The organism is Pseudoxanthomonas sp. LjRoot127 (genome assembly GCF_964253495.1).
Lineage (GTDB): Bacteria > Pseudomonadota > Gammaproteobacteria > Xanthomonadales > Xanthomonadaceae > Pseudoxanthomonas_A.
The window spans coordinates 860,034-878,984 of record NZ_CAXUQR020000001.1 but is presented as its reverse complement, the minus strand read 5'-3'; the positions used below and the strand labels follow the sequence as shown (position 1 = coordinate 878,984).

The window sequence follows — 18,951 nt, the reverse complement described above, 5'->3', positions numbered from 1 at the left end:
GATGGTCAAGCCAAATCCGCAACTTGAGGCCGCACTTTCGCGGTTTGCCGCTCAGCCCGGTGCCACGCCGGTCCAGGAGGCCCAATTGCGGGCAGCGGTCCTCGCCGATCCCAACCGGCTAAACGTGCTCAACCAGCAGGCCGTCACCCGTCAGCTTCAGGGCTTTGCCTTGGAGATGTCGAGTACATCACCCAGTTTGATCGGCACCTACGACAAGCAGGCCGGTGTGATCACGTTGCCGGCGACTAGCTTTCGGCCCGTCGGCACGACGGCAAGCGATGACTTGAAGGCAGTGATCGGGCTACAGGCGATCACCGTCGATTTCGCCTACAAGACTTGGCAGGACCATGCCGGGAAGATCCACGCCGTTGATCAGGACATGGTGACCAACCTGCAGTCTGCACTTAACGGATCGCCCGTGCTGGCGGATCAGATGAAAGACGCGATAAGACAGGGGCACGTGCAGCATTTCAGTCTGTTGGGCAACGGAATGGCGGCAGGAGCCACTTATGACGGAAATACGGTGCGACAGGACGGCACGCCGAAAGGCATCAATCTGTCTCCGTCGGGTTTGCAAACCAATACACCCGCAAATCCCCTTGGCAGATACGATGTTCGAGATATGACTTTCGTATTAGGTCACGAGATCCGGCATGGCTTTAACAATGCCGCTAAGGATAATGCGACTGGGATATTCGTCCGGAGCATAACCGTCCAAGCTAAGGCGCAAGGGCACATACACGACTATACGGACGAGTTGCGGGCTTACATCCAAGCAGGGCGAGAGGATGAGGCGAAAGCAGAGATCGCAGGCTGGAACGCGCTGTTGAGTCGCGAGCGACAGCTTAATCCTTCCATGCCAGGCTTGGACATGATGGCAGACGCAGGTAATGACAGGACGTTGGACTTTGTCCAGCGCGACCCTGTTACCAAGGCGCTCAGTATCAACCAGGGCCTCACCTTCAACCAAGACGGCAGCCTGTCGCAGAACCCCGCCAACATCGCGGCGATGGGCCAGCACTACTTCGATCGCCCATCCCATGTGCATGCGCAGCCCGGCCAACGCCCCGTGGGCATCGGCGAACACAAACCCAACCCCACCGCCGACTATCCCAACTACTACGGTACCTGGGCGCTTGAGCAGATCGTCGCCGCAGAAGACCGGGCCAATGTGTCATACAAAGGCGCGCGCCCGCAGATCGCCATCGACATGGCGGTCCTCGGCTTGAAGGAAAATCTGATCGAAATGGAAGGGCTGGACCTTGGCGCTAACAAAGCGCCGCGCCCTTATCTGGACACGAGCCAGATCCCGGCGAAGCCCGGCCATTTCCACCACACCCAGGATGCCAGCATGGGGCACGACCATCAGCACGTGCCGATCGTGGCTGCAGGGCGGATCCGCGCCAGTGGCGACCCGGTGGTCGATCGCTGGATCGATGCGCTGCAGGTGGGTGACCAGGCCGCTGCCAAAGTCCTGCAGAAGGAGTTCACCGAATCGCCTGATGGTCGACGTTTGTGGGTCGAGTCACTGGCCGATGCTCAGGCCTGGGAGGCCCGGCAGAAGCCATGGCTAGCGCAAGCCCGGGATACTCCGCTGTTCAATCAGGCGATGGATCACCTGGAACGGTTGGAGCCGCAGATGGATGCCCACTGGACGCAGCGACAGCGCGAACAACTCGCCGGCACGATCGCACTGGAGGCGCGGCGCGATCACCTGCCGGAAATCAGCGCTCTCGTCCAGACCCGCGACGGTGGCCTGATGGCTGTGTGGAACCACCCACACAATCCGATCCTGGATCGGCGGACGGATACGATCAACCCAGCGCAGGCGTCTGAGCAACCGCTGGGGCAGAGCATGCAGGCGTTCAACGAGGAAACGCAGCGGCAGGAACAGCAGACCATCATCGACGCGCAGCAACGGCAAGTGCAGGAACAGCAGCAGGGAATGGCAAGGTAGCCGAGGGGAACGCAATGAACGACACGGATGCCATCCGCCGTTTGATGTTGGCGGTAGGGCGGCTCGAGGATGCCGCCGACAAGCAGGCGCGACAGGTGGCCGAGAGCCTGCAGAAGGCGCATGTAGTCAGTGCCGAACTGGCGGCCACGCGCGAGGCCGAGGAGGCCAAGCTGAAGCATGCGATGGTTCGTCTGTTCCAGGAGCAGCAGCAGAAGACCGAAATAGCGCTGCGGCCGGTGACCGGCAAAGCTTGGCGGGGCCTGATCGCCGTCGCAGCGGGCTTCGCGTTGTTGTACGCCGGCCTGCTTCTGCTGCTTCGTCACGAGTACCAACGGCTGAAGGATGCCCAACTGCGCGCAGATGCGGCCGAGGTGTCGGCTGAAGTCCGGCACGCCTCCCAGCATGTCGAAATCACCTCCTGCGGAGGTCGTCCGTGCATCGCCATCGATCCGGAGTCGGCAACGTGGAAGAGTCGCGGCAAGGAATACTTCCTGGTGGACGGCAGGTCAGGCAAGTAGCAGAAGCGGCAAGGAGTGGCAGCTCCGCCTTGCCATGTCGCCGTGCAAGTCCCTGTCTTGACCCAGCCCGTCGTCCCGGCTTCTGCCGGAATGACGCCGTTACGGATTGCTTGGCGTGGTCATGAAGACTGCCGCGTTTCCCGCAAGCCGAGTGCCAGCAGCTTCGCTTCCAGGCGTTCGCCCAACGTCCCGGGCGTCGCCAGCGCCATGCGCGCCATCGCCTCGGCATCGTTTGACGTGGCACTTAGCGCACGCATGACCGTGCCGATCTTCTTCCAGGGCGTCGCCGTGTTGGCCTTCAGCCAACCCAGGGCTTTGACGATGCGCTGTTCGACCTCGGTGAAGTCGCTGCCGAGCGGATAGTCCGGCAGCGTGCCGTCGTGACGGAAGGCGTGCAGGCGCGCGGACAGGTGCACCGGCGTGTTGTCGATCCAGTGGCCGGGCGCATGGAAGCCGCTGCGCAGCTTGCCTTCGTGCTTCGCGCGCTCGACAAGTGCCGGCTGGAAGCGCGCATCGGTGATTCCGCCCATCGCGATCACGCAATCCTCGTCGTTCTTGCCGCGCAGGTCCGCGATACCGTATTCGTTGACGTAGAGGTCGCGCAGGTGGCGGGGAATGGTGGTGTGGCCGTAATTCCAGCGGACGTTGGAGGCGGGCGCGCCGGCATCGTCTCGCACGGCGCGGAACATCAACGCGCTGCGTGCGTTATCCAGGGTGTTGGACATGTCGACGAAGTTGTACTGTCCGCCCACGCCGGACACCACGCGGCCGTCTTCCAGTCCGTCCGAGACGGCGGCACCGAGCGCGGTGACCATCATGCAGGAGTTGAAGAAGCGGGCGTCGTGGCGCTGCAGGCGGGCGAGTGGCTCATGGTCGCGCTGAAGTTCGTTGATCAGGCTGATGCGGCGCATGCCGATGGCACGGCGCTGGTCGTCCGGCAGGTCGCGCAGCCACTGGTAGAACGCGGGCGACCCCAGGTAGAACGCGCCATGCAGGTACTCGCCATCGCGCTCCAGACGCGCCAGGTCGCCGAGATTGGCCGTGCCGTCGGCGACGCGCCGCATCAGTGCTTCGTCATCCACCACCTTGCGCCGGATCACGCCGGTCTCGACCAGTCGCTTGAAGCCCTCGTTGACCATCTCGCTGCAGCCGTACAGGCCGATGGCGAACGGGTCGAGGCCACCGCTGGCGAGCACGGCAGGATGTTGCTCCAGCGCGGGATCGAGGGCGGCCAGGATGCGCCGGTAGGTGGCGTTGTCGGTGTGGCGCAGCACCAGTGCGTGGCACAGCGCATCGGCGAGCGCGCCGATGCCGATCTGCAGCGTGCCGCCATCGCGGACCAGCGCACTGGCATACAGGCCGATGGCGTAATCGACGTCGGATACCGGCTGGCGCGGCAACCCGAACAGGGGCGGATAAGGGCCAGGCGGGGTGATGACGATGTCGAAGTAGGCCTCTTCCACCGCCGCGGTGCCACCGATCCACGGCAGGTGCGGATCGATCTCGGCCACCAGCAAGGGGCGCGGCAGGCCGCGCGCCACGATGGCATCGACGGCATCCTGGGTCAGGTCGTTGTTGCACGAGAACGACAGCCGCGTGCCGCCCGGTTCGCGCGCGACCTTCTGCACGATCACGTTGAGCGCGCGGTCGGCGAGTGCCCGGGCAACGTGTGTGTAGTTGAGGCTGGCGTACAGGCGCTGCGCGGTGGTGGAGCGGAGCAGCGCTCCGCCCTGCATGTAGAACTCCTCCACCTCCATGTGCGCGGGCAGCGCGTCGCGCTTCATCGCCTGCACGTAGTCCAGCCGCGGGAAGTCCTCGCCGAAATGCCGCGCGGCGAACGGCTTCACGAATCGTCCCTCCAGTCCGCTGCCACCCGCAGGCGGATCGAGCGACAGCGCGGTGTAGAGCGACCACGGGCGCGACGGGTCCGCTACGCCGCGCCGGTAAAGCGCATTGAGCAGGCGGTGCGGCTTGCCGATGCCGAGCGGCGCGCCCATGCGCAGCGGCCCGTAGGTGTGGGCCAGGATCAGGTCGACGGCTTCGTCGAGATCGGTCAGGTGGCGTGGGGTCATGTGCGCAGCTTAGGCGAAGCCAAGTGATCCGCCGACGAATGGGAGCACGGAAGGGCTTGACACGGTCTTTGTTTACGTGCGTAATCAATAAAAATTACAGGCGTAAACGTATGTCGATCAGCGATGCGGAAGCTGTGGTGATGGACGTGTTGTGGCGGCGCCATCCCGCCAGTGCGGAAGACGTGGTCGCGGCCTTGGCCGGCCGCGCGGAATGGGCGGAGCCGACGGTGAAGACCCTGCTCAACCGCCTGCTCAACAAGGGCGCGATCCAGGCCGAGAAGGAGGGGCGTCGCTATCTGTATTCGCCCGTGCTCAGCCGCGATGCCTGGCTGGCGGAGCAGAGCGCGGGGCTGGTGGACCGCCTGTTCGGGGGGCGTGTGGCGCCGCTGGTCGCGCATTTCAGCGAGCAGCGCAAACTCTCCTCGGCCGATATCGCCGAACTGAAACGCCTGATCGCGGAGCTCGACGATGGCGAATGACGCGATGATGGCCCTGCTCGAAGCGACCATCGCCAGCACGCTGGCCATCCTGCTGGTGATGATCCTCCGTGTCCCGCTGCGTCGTCATCTCGGCGCCGCGACTGCGCACGCGCTGTGGATCTGCGTACCACTGGCCTGCGTGGCGGTCCTGGTGCCGGCCCGTCACGCCGAGACGCAGTGGGTGCTGCCGCAGGCTGTCGTACTGCAGCCTGCATCGGTGGCGGCCGTCGAAGCAAACGCGTCATGGCCCGCGCTGCCGGCGTTGCTGCTTGCGTTCTGGGGCGCCGGCGCCTTCATCATGGTTGCGCGATTGGCCGCGCAACAGCGGCGCTTCATCCGTGCCGTGGGGCCGATGACGGAAGTCGCGCCGGGCGTGCTGCGAGCGAGCGACAGCGCGGGCCTTCCGGCGGCTTACGGCGTGCTGCGGCCCAAAATCCTGCTGCCGGCGGACTTCGACAAACGCTACACGGACGCTGAGCGCGCGCTGGTGCTGTGCCACGAGCGCCTGCACATCCGCCGCGGCGACTTGTTCGGCAACCTGCTCGCCGCGCTGCTGCGCAGCGTGTTCTGGTTCAACCCGCTGATGCACCTCGCGTCGCGCCTGCACCGCCTGGACCAGGAGTTCACCTGCGACGCGGCCGTGGTCGCACGCCATCCCGGCGAGCGCCGCACCTACGGCGAAGCGATGCTGAAGGCGCATCTGGCTGGCATCCCGCTGCCCGTGGGCTGCCACTGGACGCACCACCACCCCCTCAAGGAGAGGATCGCCATGCTGAAGCACCCTTTGCGCAGCCGCACCCGACGGTTCGCCGCCGCCGCCCTGGTCATGCTGCTGGTCGCTGGCACCGGCATCGCCGCGTGGGCTGCGCAGCCCGCTGCACAGGCGCAGGGCGCACACGACTTCCACTACCGGATTGGTGCGACGCTGGAGGTCGATGGCGAACGCCAGGACGTTGTCCTGCGCGACTGGCCGGGCCAGAAGGTGGGTTTCGCATCGACGACGAAAGCCGGCCGCGCGTGGCGCATCGAGCTGGTCGTCGATCCTGCGGCAGAAGGCCAGGTGAGGCTCGCCGGGGACATCAGCGTGGACGGCAAGCCTGTGTCCAAACCGGTACTGATGGGTCTGCTCGACAAGGCGATGCGTATCGAGGTTACCCCGCCGGATGGCAGCTCGACGTTCGCGCTGTCGATGATCGTCAGCCGGCACGACGGCGCGCCCGGGCCGGACGAGGCCAGCGTGCCGAAACAGCCCGCGCCCGCCTACCCGGAAGACGCGAAGGCGCGCGGCCAGAGCGGGCTGGTGGTGCTGAAACTGCGCGTGGGACCGGACGGCCGCGTTCGCGAGGCGATCGTGGAATCCTCCGAGCCCGCCGGACTGTTCGATGAAGCGTCGCTCGCCGCCGCCCGGCAGTGGACGTTCGAGCCGCCCATGGAGAATGGCATGCGCGGCGAAGGCTGGGTACGCGTGCCGATTCGCTACGACGTCGACGGCGATCCGGACGGACGCGAAGGATCGTCGGAGATTGATCCGCCCACGGCCTGGAGTACGCTCGACATGTCGCAGTCGACATCCCTCAGGACGTTGGAATGCGATGAGATGAAGTTCGATGGCGAAGACGGTCGCAAGGTGTCCTGCGGGCAGCGCGTTGCCAACAAGCCCTAATGCGTTTCTTCGCATGTGCCATCGCAGTGTGGCTGGTCAGCGGCTGCGCGCACCGTATCGACAGCATCGGGCAGCGCCTGTTGCTGCCTGAAGCGGCCGGGCGTTACGAAATGGCGGCACACCAGGCCTTCGTCTACCCGGTACCCATCGATACGGCCAGCCCCGCGTTCCCGTCGGCGGGCATGCCGCGCGAACTGCCGGCGTTCACGTTGTGCGTGGCGTTCGTGGTGGATGACAAGGGCAAGGCGACGCAAGTCGTGCCGCTGCGTCAGGCAGGCTGCGCGGATGGCGCCGCGCAGCCACTGTTGCGCGATGCGGCGCTCTCCGCGGTGTCGGGATGGACCTTCGAACCCGCGATGTTCTGCGACTATCCGGACGCCACGAGTCGTGATCGGGACTGGAACGGATACGGCTGCGCCGGCGAACGCGTGCAGGCGCGTGTCGTGCCGGTCACGCTGGCCTATGCCTTCACTTTCGAAATCCGCGAAGGCAGGCAGCGCGTGGCAGCGCGAAAACGCTGACGCTCACTGCGCCAGCATGTCCGGTCGGAACAGGCGGCGTCGGGAAATCTCGTGGCCGGCGACCATGAAGCGGCCTTCGCCTCGGTAATGCACCGTGCGGGGCACGCGCGGCGAGGGCGCGACGTGTGCTGCCACCACGCGCCATACGAATAGCGGGTAGTCGGCGGTGATGCGGGTTTCGTGCAAGCGACACTCGAACTGCGCGTGGCATTCGGCGATCCGCGGCGCGTCCACTTCGCGCGAGCGCAACGCGGTCAGGCCGAAGCGCTCGAACTTGTCCTGCTCGGTGCTGCTGCAGTTGCCGATGCGTACGACGGTGTCCAGCAGGCCCTCGGTCGGCAAGTTGATCACGCAGGCGCGGCTCGCGCGCGCCAGTGCGTGGCTGCGGTTCGCGTCCCAGATATAGGTGCCGACCAGGTCGTAACCCAGCATCATGTGCCAGCCCAGCGTCATGATCGCGCGTTCGCCGTTGTGCGCGGTGCTCACCAGCACGACGGGCCCCGGCTCCAGGTAGTGACGGGTCCGGTCAACGGGCAGGGACTTCCAGCGCTTGGGGTGTGTCATGCGGGGCGCTCCTGGGGCCTCGCCGCATCCTACGACGACGTCAGTCGAGAACGTGTGTGGAGTCGGCCACGCGGCGTACTTCGTCCGGATGATGGCTGACGTAGACGATGGGCAGGCGGATCTCGTCGCGCACACGCTGCAGGTAGGGGATGAGTTCCTCGCGCCGGGCCTGGTCAAGCGACGACAGCGGCTCGTCGAACAGCAGCAACGAGGGCTGCGACAGCAACGCGCGACCGATCGCGACGCGCTGCGCTTCGCCCCCGGACAGATTGCGCGTGCGGCGACCGAGCAGCGGCGCGATGCCGAGCAACTCCACCACGGCATCGAATCCGAAGCGGGGCGCGCCCCGCCCGCCGTGGCGCCCGTAGAGCAGGTTGCGGCGCACGTCCAGGTGCGGGAACAACCGCGCATCCTGGAAGACATAACCGATGCGGCGCTGGTGCACCGGCACGTCGATGCGCTGCGCACTGTCGAACAGGCAATGGCCGTCCACGTCGATGCGCCCGGCCACGGGCGTCACCAGTCCGGCGATGGCATTGAGGACGGAAGTCTTGCCCGCGCCGGACGGCCCCACCAGGGCGATCACGCGCGCGTCGTCCTGGATGCGCACGTGGCGATGAAAGTGTCCGCGCCGCATTTCGATGTCCAGGTGCAGCATCAGCTGTCCTCGCCCTGGCGCGTGTGGTGCCGGCGCACCAGCCACTCCGAGAACAGCAGCGCGGCCAGCGAGATAGCCACGGCGACCGCGGCGAGGCGCCAGATGCCGGCTTCGCCACCGGGCACCTGCATCAGGCCATAGATCGCGGAGGACAGCGTCTGCGTCTCGCCGGGGATGTTGGAGACGAAGGTGATGGTAGCGCCGAATTCGCCGAGCGCTTTCGCGAATGCCAGCACGCTGCCAGCCACCAGGCCGGGCCAGGCCAGCGGCAAGGTGACGGTGAAGAAGACGCGCCACGGGCCGGCGCCCAGGGTGGACGCGGCCTGTTCCAGACGACGGTCGGTGGCTTCGAGCGACAAGCGGATCGCGCGCACCATCAGCGGGAAGCCCATCACCGCGCACGCCAGCGCCGCGCCGGTCCAGCGGAACGCGAACACGAGGCCCAGGTGCTCCTTCAGGAAAGCGCCGATGGCGCCCTGCGTGCCCAACGTTACCAGCAATCCGTAACCCATCACCACCGGCGGCAATACCAGCGGCAGGTGCACCACGGCATCCAGCAGCGCCTTGCCCGGGAAGCGCGTGCGCGCCAGCACCCAGCCGACCAGCACGCCGAACGGCAGGCTGGCGATCGCGGCCACCAGCGCCACCTTCAGGCTGAGCCGGATCGCGGTGAGTTCTTCCGCGGTGAACGCATCGAGCATGAAGGCGTCAGTCCTTCACCGCGAATCCGCGCCGCGTGAAGATTGCATCGGCGGCCGGGGAGGCCAGCCATTGCACGAACTGCGTCGCCTGCGCCGATCGCGGGCTTCGCAGGGCGGCGACCGGATAGATGATCGGCGGATGGCTTTCTTCGGGGAACGTCGCCACCACGCGCACGGCCGGTTCCGCTTTCGCATCGGAGGCGTACACGATACCCAACGGTGCTTCGCCGCGCGCCACCAGCATCAGCGCCGCGCGCACGCTCTCGGATTCGGCGAGCCGTGCCTTGACACCGTTCCACAGCGACAGCGATTCCAGCGAGGCCTTGGCGTACTTGCCCGCGGGCACGGTCTGGGTCTGGCCTACCGCCAGGCGACCATCGCCGAGCGCGGCGAGAAAGGTCGCGGGCCGCTTCAACTCGACGCGCACCTTGCTCGCCTTCGGTGCGACCAGCACCAACTGGTTGCTCAGCAGATTGCGCCGCGTGGTCGCGTCGAGCTTGCCGCGTTGTTGCAGATAGTCCATCCACTCCAGATCGGCTGAGAAGAACACGTCCGCCGGCGCACCCTGTTCGATCTGGCGCGCCAGCGCCGAGCTCGCGGCATACGACACGCGCACTGGAACGCCGGTCTGCTTCTGGTAGGCCGACGCTGCCGCATCCAGCGACTCCTTCAGACTGGCCGCGGCGAAGACAGTGAGGCCTGCGTCGTCCTGCGCGCGCGCGACCGGCGGCACCAGCAAAGCGACGATCAGCAAGAGGGCCGAGAAGTGGCGGAGCAACGAAGGAAGCTTCATGCGGACGACTCCTCTGGGGGATGCCACGAGCGTATCGAGGGCGGGGAGGGGGCTGCCGGCGTCAGCGGCCACCCAGCGCCTTGTTCAGCACCGCCGCCAGCGCCACGCCGCCAGCGCGCAACTGGCGTTCGGCGATCGGCAGATGCGTATCGACATACGCCTGTTCCAGCTTCGCGCGACGCGGATAGAAGCCCGGCTGGGTGACCACCCGGCATGACTGCTCTGCCCAGGTGGCGGCAGGCGGGGGCAGGGTCATGGCGGCGAGCGCGGGGCGCGGCAGGGTACGCAGGTGCTGCAGATAGGCCTGCTCGCTGCGCCCGGTGGATACCAGCATGCGGCTGTCCCACAGCGTGTGCATGTTCGTGCCCCGCCCGTTCCAGTTGATCTGCGCGTCGTTGCCACCCTTGTCGCGCGCATATCCGGCATGCAGGGGCTGGTGGGCGTCGCCGACGAAATGCACGACGAACTTCAACGCCTGCAATCGTTCGGCGCGTGTCCGCCGCGTGTCGGCCAGAATCGCGGTCTGTTTGCGGATCGCTTCGATCACGCAGTTGCCATCCGGACAGTCACGTCTCTGCAGATAGACGCAGTCGTGTTCGCCGATGTTGACGAAGTGCCAGTTCGCGGTCTGGCGGCCGAGCACGGGATCGTTCTTGCGCAGGTCGTCTGCCCAGCCTGCGATACCGGCCAGTGTGGGATCGGCTTCGCCCGTCAGCAGGGCGTCGATCTGCAGGCGTGTCACGGGGGTCAGGTCGTCCCAGGCGAGCAATGCGACCAGGCGATGCCCCAGCAGGCCCCATGCCTGCGCGGGGACCGGTAGCAGCGCAAGTGCACAGGCACTGGCGAGGGCGAGCACGAAGAGGAAGGGACGGACCATGCCGGTACTTTAACCGACACGGGCCGTCCCCATTGCGCGTTGGCGACGTTATGCAGTGCTCAGAACGTCAGGACATAAGCCACGCCGTACACCAGCGGGTCGATGTTCGCGGTACCCAGCTTGGCGCCATCCACCTTGACCTCGGTATCGATGTCGATCCAGCGCGCATCCACGCGCACGGCGCCGCGCTCGCTCACCTTGATGTCGATGCCCGCATGCGCGGCCAGGCCCCAGGAATCGTCCAGCTTCAGATCGGTGCCTTCCAGCGCGCCCTGGGTGTCTTCGCTGAAGAACGTGGTGTAGTTCAGGCCGGCGCCGAGGAAGGGCGAGACCTTGCCCTTGCTGTTGAAGTGGTACTGCAGCGAGAAAGTCGGCGGCAGGTGCTTGGTGCTGCCCACGGTGCCGACGCCGTCGATGGCGATGTCGTGCTTGAACGGCAGCGCGGCCAGCACTTCCAGGCCCAGGTTGTCGCGCAGGAAGTACTCGAAGGTGATGGTCGGCTTGACGTCGCTGTCGATGTCGAGCGGCAGCGTCCCCCCGGCCAGGGTGCCGTTGTCGGACTTCGGGTTCACCTGGTGTGCGCCGACGCCCAGGGTCCAGTCGCCCTTGGACTGGGCGAAGGCGGGCACGGCGGCGCCGAAGGCGAGGGCGATGGCAATCGGGATCAGGGTCTTTTTCATGAGGGAGACGCTCGTTGGAATGTGGCGCCAGTCTCTGCCCGCCGTTTCCCTGCCGCCTTGATCCTGATCAATACCCGTACGGACGTGCCGAGAGGGCGGCCTGTTAGAATGACGGCCCCCGTCAACCCCGCCGCGCCGCGCGCGTGGCCGCAGGAGTCCTGAGCAATGTCGATCAAGGTGGGTATCAACGGCTTCGGCCGCATCGGGCGCAACGTGCTGCGTTCCGCCGTGCAGAACTTCGGCAGCGACATCGAGATCGTCGCCATCAACGATCTGCTGGAGCCGGACTACCTGGCGTACATGCTGCAGTACGACTCCGTGCACGGTCGGTTCGACGGCGACGTGAAGGTCGAGGACGGCGCGCTGTTCGTCAACGGCAAGAAGATCCGCCTGACACAGGAGCGCGATCCGGCCAACCTGAAGTGGGACGACGTCGGTGCAGAGGTCGTCATCGAGTCCACCGGCCTGTTCCTCGACAAGGCCACTGCGCAGAAGCACCTCGATGCCGGCGCGAAGAAGGTCATCCTGTCGGCCCCGTCGAAGGACGACACGCCGATGTTCGTCTATGGCGTCAACGACAAGACCTACAACGGCGAAGCGATCATCTCCAACGCGTCGTGCACGACCAACTGCCTGGCGCCGATCGCCAAGGTGCTGCACGACAAGTGGGGCATCAAGCGCGGCCTGATGACCACCGTGCACGCGGCGACCGCGACGCAGAAGACCGTCGACGGCCCGAGCAACAAGGACTGGCGCGGTGGCCGCGGCATCCTCGAGAACATCATTCCGTCCAGCACCGGCGCGGCGAAGGCCGTCGGCGTGGTGATCCCGTCGCTCAACAAGAAGCTCACCGGCATGTCGTTCCGCGTGCCGACCAGCGACGTGTCGGTGGTCGACCTGACCGCCGAACTCGAGAACCCGGCCACGTACGAAGAGATCAAGGCCGAGATGAAGGCGCAGAGCCAGGGAGCGCTGAAGGGCATCCTGGGCTACACCGAGGACAAGGTGGTCGCCACCGATTTCCGCGGCGACACCCGCACGTCGATCTTCGACGCCGAGGCCGGCATTGCGCTGGACCCGACCTTCGTCAAGATCGTCAGCTGGTACGACAACGAGTGGGGCTACTCCAACAAGTGCCTGGAAATGGTCCGCGTGGTCGCCGGCAAGTAAGCCCCGTCACCGGGACTTGAAGCACGGGCGCCTCGGGGCGCCCGTGTCGTTTCCAGGTATCGCCAAGCAATACCCGGTGCGCCGTACGCGGCCACCCGCGGATCGGAATCTTGCAAATCCCCGGGCCATGCCCGAGGCTGCGGACGCGGCTGCACGGACGGCCGGAGGACGCGGCATTCCGCGTCCTTGCACCGGAAACACGCACAGGCGAGGTCGGGGAATGGATGACGTGGTCGGGTTGTTGGTCCTGGCGGGGCTGGCCGTGTTGGCCATGCCGGTCCTGCTCATCGTCGCGTTGGTGTCGGTCGGCGGCCTGAAGCGCCGCGTCGCGGCGCTGGAGGCACAGGTCACGCAGCTGCGTGCCGCACGCGCTGCCGATGCCTCGCCTGCGCCTGCGCGCACGGTCGCCGCGCCTGCGTCAACTTCCGTGGATGACGGTCCCACCCTGTCGGACCTGATGCGCGACGCCGCGCCGGTCGCACCGCCGCGGCCGGCGCCCGAACCCGCCTCACCCCCTCCGAGCCGCCCCGCCGGACCGCCACCGATCCCCCCGGCCACCGCGCCGGCATCCCCGTCCGCTGCATCGCCGATGCCGCCGCGTCCGCCGCGTGCCGACGCGCCCTCGCGACCGGCCACCCCGGACGTGGTCAGCGTGGCGCTGCGCGCGGTGCAACGCTGGTTCACGGTGGGCAACGTGCCGGTGAAGATCGGTGTGCTGGTGCTGTTCGCCGGCGTGGCCGCGTTGTTGAAATACGGCGCCGACCAGGGTTGGTTCTCGCTGCCGCCCGAATTGCGCCTCGCCGGCATTGCCGCTGCGGCAATGGGGGCGCTCGTGTTCGCCTGGCGCAAGCGCGAAAGCAACCGCACGTTCGCGCTGAGCCTGCAAGGCGGCGCCATCGGCGTGCTGCTGCTGGTGGTGTTCGCTGCGTTCAAGATCTTCGGCGTGATGCCGGCGGGTGCCGCCTTCGCGCTCAGCATCGTGCTGGTGGCCGGCGCCGGCATGCTGGCGGTGCTGCAGGATGCCAGGTCGTTGGCCGTGTTCGCGCTGCTGGCCGGCTTCCTCGCGCCGATCTGGTTGTCCACCGGCAGCGGCAACCATGTCGCCCTGTTCTCGTACTACGCCGTGCTCAACGCGGCCATCGTCGGCATCGCCTGGTACAAGTCCTGGCGGCTGCTCAACCTGCTGGGATTCGTCTTCACCTTCGGTATCGGGACGGCCTGGGGCGTGTTCGATTACGCGCCGGAGAAATACGGCACCGCGCAACCGTTCCTGGCGCTGTTCTTCGTGTTCTACCTGCTCATCCCGCTGTTGTTCGCGCGCCGCCAGCCGGCCGGCCGTCGGGACTTCATCGATGGCTGCCTGGTGTTCGGCATGCCGCTGGTGGCTTTCTCGCTGCAGGCCGGCCTGATGCAGGGCGGCACGTTCGACGACAGCCGCCTGCCGCTGGCGTTCTGCGCGCTGGGGCTGGGCATGCTATACGCCGGGCTGTCGTGGCGGCTGCGGCATCGCGACGGTTACGACGTGCTGGCGCAGTCTTACGCGCTGCTTGCGGTCGGCTTCGCCACGTTGGCCGTGCCGCTGGCGTTGTCGGCAGAGGCGACGGCGTGCGTGTTCGCACTGGAGGGCGCGGCGTTGGCGTGGCTGGGCCTCCGTCAGTCGCGGCTGCTGCCACAGCTGACTGGCGCCGGGCTGCAGATGGCGGCGGCGGTGGCGTTCCTGATCGCGCAGTCCGACGTGACCGCGTGGCGCGATCCGCACGCGACGGCACCGATGTTCGCCAATGCCGCGTTCATGAGCGCGCTGTTGATCGCCGTCGGCGGATTCGCCAGTGCGTGGGCGTATCGCGGACGTAGCGCCGCGGTGGGCGTGGTCTATTACGTATGGGCGCTTGCCTGGTGGCTGGGCAATGGCATGACGGAGATCGACGCCCACATCGACGCGCGCAGCGAGCCGGATGCCATGCTGGCCTTCATCGCGTTGACCGGTTGGCTGGCGGCCGAAGTGCATCGCCGGCGTCCTGCTGCTGCGCTGGCGTGGACCACCCTGGCCGGATTGGCGTCGGCCGGCCTGTTCGCGCTGTGGCAGTCCGACGTGCACCAGCAGCCGTTCGCCGGATACGGCGTGTGGGCCTGGCTGGCGTATGCGGTGATGGGTGTTCGCAGCCTGATGTGCCTGCGCGACAGCGCGCACCGGTTGGCCGGTGCGGCGCAGTTCGTGTGGTGGCTGGTGTGGCCGCTGGTAGGCAGCCTGCTGCTGGCATGGTTGCCGGGACATCTGCAGGGCATGGGCGGCGGCTGGCAGGCCGGCCTCGTGGCGCTGCCGTGGCTGGTCGTCGTGGCGCTGGCGTTGTTCCGCTGGGGCTGGCTGGCGGCGCCGCTGGGCGAGCGCTTCGATGGCTGGCGCACGCCGCTCTTGGGCGTGCTGTTTGCCGCGCTGGGCCTGTGGTGGCTGGTGTCGCTGTTCCTGCCGGGTGGCGCGCGGCCGCTGCCGTGGATGCCGGTGCTGAATCCTATGGAACTGGCGCAGCTCGCCGCGCTGGTCCTGCTGTTGCGCTGGTGGATGCCGGCCACGCGCGTCCTGCCCCCGTCACGCATCGTGCTGCTGTCGTCGCTGGCCTTTGTCTGGATCACGTCCGTCGTGCTGCATGCCGTGCACCACTGGGGCGGCGTGCCGTGGAGCGAGGGCCTGGTGTCCGGGAGCCTGGCGCAGACCAGCCTGACCATCACGTGGAGCGTGCTGGGCGTGCTGGGCTGGGTGATCGGCTCGCGGCGCGGCCAGCGCATGCTGTGGCTGGGCGGTGCCGTGCTGATGGGCGTGGTGCTGGTCAAACTGATGACGATCGACCGGCAGCACCTGGGCAACCTGCTCGGCATCGGATCCTTCATCGGCTATGGCTTGCTGTGCACGGTCGTGGGATATCTGGCGCCGGCCCCGCCGCGCCGCATCGACAACGAGGAAGCCTCCGCATGAAGAAGTTCCTGCTCGCGCTCTGCCTGCTGCCGGCGATCGCCGCTGCGCAAGCGCCTGCGCCGTATGCGAAGCGATGGCCGCTGGTGCTGTCGGCCGAGCAGGCCGGCGCGTATCGGGTGGTGCTGGATCGCGGGGTCTATGCCACCACGGCATGGCCCGACCTGCGCGACATCGACGTACTGGATGCGCGCGGCAAGCCAGTGGCCGCGGCCCTGTTCGGGCCGGAGCAACCGACGGCGTTGCCTGCGCGACGCATCGTGGTGCCGTGGTTCCCGCTGCCCGAAACGGAACAGGGGACGGAGGCGTCGTCGCGCGTTTCGGCGCAGTTCGGCGAGAACGGGCGCATCGTCCGCATCGAGGCCGAGAGCGGCAGCCCCGGCACCAGCCGACCGGCGCGCGCCTTCCTGGTCGACCTCAGCGGCATCCGCGACAACGCAGAAGCGCTGGAATTCAGTTGGGACGCCGGTACGCCGCGCGAGTCCCGCTATCGCGTGGAAGGCAGCCAGGACCTGCAGACCTGGGACGTGGTGCAGGACCGGGTGACGCTGGTGGAACTGCAGCGCGGCCCGCAGCGCCTGCTGCGCGACGAGGCGCCGATCCGCAGCGGACTGCGCTATGTCCGTTTCGTGCCGCTCGATGCCTCGCCGGCGTTGCCGATCCGGGAAGTGCGCGTGCGACTGGACGCTGCCCACCAGCGGCAGGTCGTGGAATGGTCGGAACGGACCGGGCGTCGTGTATCGGAACAGGGCGTCGACGCGTTCACTTACGAAACCGACGGTCGCTATCCCGTCGCGTTGGCCGATCTGGCGATGGACGACTACGCGGTCGGGGAGTGGACGCTGGAAAGCCGGGATGCGCTGGATGCGCCGTGGCGCCTGCGCGCGGGTCCCTGGGTGGCCTACCGCGTGGCGGGCGATCGACCCAGCGCGTCACCGCCGCAGCCGTTGTCCAGCGGTCCGGCGCGCGACCGCTATTGGCGACTGCGCAACCGGGGCGCATTGCCGGACCAGGCGCCGACGTTGCGGCTGGGCTATCGGCCGGAGGTGGTGGTCTTCCTGGCGCAGGGGACGCCGCCTTACGCCCTGGTGGCGGGCAGCGCGAGCGCCCGCCGCGCGACCGTGCCGATGCCGGAACTGGTGGACGCGCTGCGCCGTGACCGTGGCGAGGATTGGCAGCCCGCACCCGCCTATCTGTCGCCGTCATCGGCGCTCGCAGGCGACGCCGCCCTGGTGCCGCCGCCGACGCCGCGCGACTGGAAGACCTGGCTGCTGTGGGGCCTGCTGGTGCTCGGCGCCGCATTGGTCGCCGCCTTTGCCTTCAGCTTGCTGCGCGCGCGTCCCCCGGCCTGAGTCGCGCGGGTTTGCGGCAGGAAAGGGCAGGCCGGACAATACGTGTCTCTCCCGTTGCCAGGACTTCCCATGCCCATCGTCCGCATGACCGACCTCGACCTCGCCGGCAAGCGCGTGTTGATCCGCCAGGATCTGAACGTGCCCATCGACGGTGGACGCATCACGTCCGAGCAGCGCATCACCGCGTCGCTGCCTACGTTGAAGCTGGCGCTGCAGAAGGGCGCGGCGGTCATGGTCACCTCGCACCTGGGCCGACCGAAGGAAGGCGTCTGGAGCGAGGCCGATTCGCTGGCGCCCGTCGCCGCGCGCCTGTCCGAACTGCTGGGCATCGACGTGCCGCTGGTGAAGGACTGGGTGGATGGCGTGGACGTATCGCCCGGCCGGATCGTCCTGCTCGAGAACTGCCGCATGAATGTCGGTGAGGGCAAGGACGACGAAGCGCTCTCGAAGAAGTACGCCGCGCTCTGCGACGTCTTCGTGATGGACGCGTTCGGTACCGCTCACCGCGCGCAGGCGTCGACGCATGGCGTGATCCGCTTCGCGCCGGTCGCCGCCGGCGGTCCGCTGCTGATGGCGGAACTGGATGCCCTGGACAAGGCGCTGGCGAAGCCGGCGCGCCCGCTGCTGGCCATCGTGGCCGGCAGCAAGGTGTCCACCAAGCTGGAGCTGCTCACCAGCCTGGTCGGCAAGGTCGACCAGCTGATCGTCGGCGGCGGCATCGCCAACACGTTCATCGCGGCGGAAGGCCATGCCGTCGGCAAGTCGCTGTACGAAGCGGACCTGATCGATACCGCGAAGAAGATCGATGCCGACGCGAAGGCGCGCGGTGCCGAGATCCCGCTGCCGACCGACGTGGTGGTCGCCACGGCGTTCGCGGCCGATGCGCCGGCGACGGTGAAGGCCGTCGATGCCGTGGCGGAAGACGAACTGATCCTCGACATCGGCCCGCAGACCGCGCGTCGCTACGCCGAGCTGATCGCGTCGGCCGGGACGGTGGTGTGGAACGGCCCGGTGGGCGTGTTCGAGTTCGACGCGTTCGGCAAGGGCACCGAAACGCTGGCGCGCGCGATCGCGCAGTCGAAGGCGTTCTCGATCGCCGGCGGCGGGGATACGCTCGCGGCGGTGGACAAGTACGGCATCGCCGATGACGTCAGCTACATTTCCACCGGCGGCGGCGCGTTCCTGGAATTCCTGGAAGGCAAAACCCTGCCGGCCGTCGCGGCCCTGGAGGCGCGCGGCCAGTGAGCCGCGCCACCCTGTTCTTCGATCTCGACGGCACGCTGATCGACTCCGCCGTCGGCATCACCCGCTGCATCGCGCATGCGCTGACGCAGCTCGATCACCCGATCCCTTCGGACGCCGAGCTGCGCCAGTGGATCGGGCCCTCGTTGCGCACGAGCTTCCTGCCGCTGCTGGGCGATCCGGCGAAGGTGGAGGCCGCCGTCGACCACTACCGGGAGCGCTTCGAGTCCCACGGCTGGCGGGAGCACCAGGTGTACCCCGGCATCGGCGAGACGATCGAGGCGCTGGATGCGGACGGTCACCGTCTCGCCGTGGTCACGGCGAAGAACGAGCCGCACGCGCGCAAGATCCTGGCGCATCTTCCGTTCGGTCATCGTTTCGAGGACATCATCGGCGCGACCGCGGACGGGCGACTCAGCCACAAGAAGGATCTGATCGGCGAAGCCCTGCGGCGGCTCGCCGTGGCGCCCGATGCATGCTGGATGATCGGTGACCGCCACATGGACATCGACGGCGCGAACCACCACCGGATGCGCAACGTCGGCGTGCTGTGGGGATTCGGTGGCGAAGAGGAGTTGCGCGGGGCAGGCGCGACGCGTCTCGCCGCGACGCCCGGACAATTGCGGGCAGTGCTCGCCTGAGCGGAAACGCATGCGATCAAACGCGCGTTTCATCTTCGCTCTTTTTGCGCACTCGGGTGTGCGTGCGCAGCATCCGGTGCACGTGCAGAGACCAA

General features: G+C 67.5%; 17 protein-coding genes. 10 read left to right on the top strand and 7 right to left on the bottom strand.

The window, feature by feature from the left end; genetic code table 11:
* Position 1 precedes the first annotated feature (1 nt).
* Complete coding sequence (locus ACSQ19_RS04195; RefSeq protein ID WP_436000230.1) at positions 2 to 1,957, top strand: XVIPCD domain-containing protein; 1,956 nt, start codon at positions 2 to 4, stop codon at positions 1,955 to 1,957.
* A gap of 14 nt (positions 1,958 to 1,971) precedes the next feature.
* Positions 1,972 to 2,475: a hypothetical protein gene (locus tag ACSQ19_RS04190; RefSeq protein ID WP_436000228.1), complete on the top strand. Its 504-nt coding sequence runs from the start codon at positions 1,972 to 1,974 to the stop codon at positions 2,473 to 2,475.
* 119 nt (positions 2,476 to 2,594) lie between these two features.
* Here ACSQ19_RS04190 and ACSQ19_RS04185 read toward each other — a convergent pair whose 3' ends face one another.
* A complete protein-coding gene (locus ACSQ19_RS04185) occupies positions 2,595 to 4,547 on the bottom strand; it encodes an acetyl-CoA hydrolase/transferase C-terminal domain-containing protein (protein WP_436000226.1) in 1,953 nt (650 codons plus the stop codon).
* A 110-nt stretch (positions 4,548 to 4,657) separates the two neighbouring features.
* Here ACSQ19_RS04185 and ACSQ19_RS04180 point away from each other — a divergent pair, with 110 nt between their 5' ends.
* Genes ACSQ19_RS04180 through ACSQ19_RS04170 form a run of 3 tightly spaced genes read left to right on the top strand, consistent with a single transcriptional unit; the run spans position 4,658 to position 7,210 of the window.
* Entirely contained in the window at positions 4,658 to 5,026 is a 369-nt protein-coding gene (locus ACSQ19_RS04180; protein WP_436000224.1) for a BlaI/MecI/CopY family transcriptional regulator, read from the top strand.
* Positions 5,016 to 6,689, top strand: coding sequence for a TonB family protein (locus ACSQ19_RS04175; RefSeq protein WP_436000222.1), 1,674 nt, complete (start codon positions 5,016 to 5,018; stop codon positions 6,687 to 6,689). Before ACSQ19_RS04180 ends, ACSQ19_RS04175 begins: the two co-directional genes overlap by 11 nt.
* Positions 6,689 to 7,210, top strand: a complete 522-nt coding sequence (locus tag ACSQ19_RS04170; RefSeq protein ID WP_436000220.1) for an energy transducer TonB — start codon at positions 6,689 to 6,691, stop codon at positions 7,208 to 7,210. Before ACSQ19_RS04175 ends, ACSQ19_RS04170 begins: the two co-directional genes overlap by 1 nt.
* A gap of 3 nt (positions 7,211 to 7,213) precedes the next feature.
* Here ACSQ19_RS04170 and ACSQ19_RS04165 read toward each other — a convergent pair whose 3' ends face one another.
* The 6 genes from ACSQ19_RS04165 to ACSQ19_RS04140 all read right to left on the bottom strand — a co-directional run bounded on the left by ACSQ19_RS04165 (position 7,214) and on the right by ACSQ19_RS04140 (position 11,483).
* The gene (locus ACSQ19_RS04165; protein WP_436000218.1) at positions 7,214 to 7,774 is read right to left on the bottom strand and encodes a flavin reductase family protein; all 561 of its coding nucleotides are present in this window, start codon (positions 7,772 to 7,774) and stop codon (positions 7,214 to 7,216) included.
* Between the two features lie 40 nt (positions 7,775 to 7,814).
* Positions 7,815 to 8,432, bottom strand: a complete 618-nt coding sequence (gene modC, locus ACSQ19_RS04160; RefSeq protein ID WP_436000216.1) for a molybdenum ABC transporter ATP-binding protein — start codon at positions 8,430 to 8,432, stop codon at positions 7,815 to 7,817.
* Positions 8,432 to 9,133, bottom strand: a complete 702-nt coding sequence (gene modB / locus ACSQ19_RS04155) for a molybdate ABC transporter permease subunit (protein WP_436000214.1) — start codon at positions 9,131 to 9,133, stop codon at positions 8,432 to 8,434. The genes modC and modB overlap by 1 nt, the downstream gene beginning before the upstream one ends.
* Positions 9,134 to 9,140: 7 nt before the next feature.
* Positions 9,141 to 9,926, bottom strand: a complete 786-nt coding sequence (gene modA, locus ACSQ19_RS04150) for a molybdate ABC transporter substrate-binding protein (RefSeq protein WP_436000212.1) — start codon at positions 9,924 to 9,926, stop codon at positions 9,141 to 9,143.
* Positions 9,927 to 9,987: 61 nt separating this feature from the next.
* Positions 9,988 to 10,803: a S1/P1 nuclease gene (locus tag ACSQ19_RS04145; RefSeq protein ID WP_436000210.1), complete on the bottom strand. Its 816-nt coding sequence runs from the start codon at positions 10,801 to 10,803 to the stop codon at positions 9,988 to 9,990.
* A gap of 59 nt (positions 10,804 to 10,862) precedes the next feature.
* Positions 10,863 to 11,483 carry an OmpW/AlkL family protein gene (locus ACSQ19_RS04140; protein WP_296278540.1) on the bottom strand — a complete coding sequence of 207 codons (621 nt, stop codon included), beginning with the start codon at positions 11,481 to 11,483 and terminating at the stop codon, positions 10,863 to 10,865.
* A 165-nt stretch (positions 11,484 to 11,648) separates the two neighbouring features.
* On the opposite strand from ACSQ19_RS04140, the gene gap reads away from it, so the two are divergent.
* The 5 genes from gap to ACSQ19_RS04115 all read left to right on the top strand — a co-directional run bounded on the left by gap (position 11,649) and on the right by ACSQ19_RS04115 (position 18,856).
* Entirely contained in the window at positions 11,649 to 12,653 is a 1,005-nt protein-coding gene (gene gap / locus ACSQ19_RS04135; protein ID WP_299346545.1) for a type I glyceraldehyde-3-phosphate dehydrogenase, read from the top strand.
* 220 nt (positions 12,654 to 12,873) lie between these two features.
* The gene (locus ACSQ19_RS04130) at positions 12,874 to 15,624 is read left to right on the top strand and encodes a DUF2339 domain-containing protein (RefSeq protein WP_436000207.1); all 2,751 of its coding nucleotides are present in this window, start codon (positions 12,874 to 12,876) and stop codon (positions 15,622 to 15,624) included.
* The gene (locus ACSQ19_RS04125) at positions 15,621 to 16,973 is read left to right on the top strand and encodes a DUF3999 family protein (protein WP_436000205.1); all 1,353 of its coding nucleotides are present in this window, start codon (positions 15,621 to 15,623) and stop codon (positions 16,971 to 16,973) included. The genes ACSQ19_RS04130 and ACSQ19_RS04125 overlap by 4 nt, the downstream gene beginning before the upstream one ends.
* A 69-nt stretch (positions 16,974 to 17,042) precedes the next feature.
* Positions 17,043 to 18,218, top strand: a complete 1,176-nt coding sequence (locus tag ACSQ19_RS04120) for a phosphoglycerate kinase (protein WP_296278537.1) — start codon at positions 17,043 to 17,045, stop codon at positions 18,216 to 18,218.
* Positions 18,215 to 18,856: an HAD hydrolase-like protein gene (locus ACSQ19_RS04115; protein WP_299346537.1), complete on the top strand. Its 642-nt coding sequence runs from the start codon at positions 18,215 to 18,217 to the stop codon at positions 18,854 to 18,856. The genes ACSQ19_RS04120 and ACSQ19_RS04115 overlap by 4 nt, the downstream gene beginning before the upstream one ends.
* The last annotated feature ends 95 nt before the right edge of the window (positions 18,857 to 18,951 follow it).

Coding starts and splice junctions, on each gene's coding strand:
- ACSQ19_RS04195 (WP_436000230.1), top strand. CDS start 2: ATGGTCAAGCCAAATCCGCAACTTGAGGCCGCACTTTCGCGGTTTGCC.
- ACSQ19_RS04190 (WP_436000228.1), top strand. CDS start 1,972: ATGAACGACACGGATGCCATCCGCCGTTTGATGTTGGCGGTAGGGCGG.
- ACSQ19_RS04185 (WP_436000226.1), bottom strand. CDS start 4,547: ATGACCCCACGCCACCTGACCGATCTCGACGAAGCCGTCGACCTGATC.
- ACSQ19_RS04180 (WP_436000224.1), top strand. CDS start 4,658: ATGTCGATCAGCGATGCGGAAGCTGTGGTGATGGACGTGTTGTGGCGG.
- ACSQ19_RS04175 (WP_436000222.1), top strand. CDS start 5,016: ATGGCGAATGACGCGATGATGGCCCTGCTCGAAGCGACCATCGCCAGC.
- ACSQ19_RS04170 (WP_436000220.1), top strand. CDS start 6,689: ATGCGTTTCTTCGCATGTGCCATCGCAGTGTGGCTGGTCAGCGGCTGC.
- ACSQ19_RS04165 (WP_436000218.1), bottom strand. CDS start 7,774: ATGACACACCCCAAGCGCTGGAAGTCCCTGCCCGTTGACCGGACCCGT.
- modC (WP_436000216.1), bottom strand. CDS start 8,432: ATGCTGCACCTGGACATCGAAATGCGGCGCGGACACTTTCATCGCCAC.
- modB (WP_436000214.1), bottom strand. CDS start 9,133: ATGCTCGATGCGTTCACCGCGGAAGAACTCACCGCGATCCGGCTCAGC.
- modA (WP_436000212.1), bottom strand. CDS start 9,926: ATGAAGCTTCCTTCGTTGCTCCGCCACTTCTCGGCCCTCTTGCTGATC.
- ACSQ19_RS04145 (WP_436000210.1), bottom strand. CDS start 10,803: ATGGTCCGTCCCTTCCTCTTCGTGCTCGCCCTCGCCAGTGCCTGTGCA.
- ACSQ19_RS04140 (WP_296278540.1), bottom strand. CDS start 11,483: ATGAAAAAGACCCTGATCCCGATTGCCATCGCCCTCGCCTTCGGCGCC.
- gap (WP_299346545.1), top strand. CDS start 11,649: ATGTCGATCAAGGTGGGTATCAACGGCTTCGGCCGCATCGGGCGCAAC.
- ACSQ19_RS04130 (WP_436000207.1), top strand. CDS start 12,874: ATGGATGACGTGGTCGGGTTGTTGGTCCTGGCGGGGCTGGCCGTGTTG.
- ACSQ19_RS04125 (WP_436000205.1), top strand. CDS start 15,621: ATGAAGAAGTTCCTGCTCGCGCTCTGCCTGCTGCCGGCGATCGCCGCT.
- ACSQ19_RS04120 (WP_296278537.1), top strand. CDS start 17,043: ATGCCCATCGTCCGCATGACCGACCTCGACCTCGCCGGCAAGCGCGTG.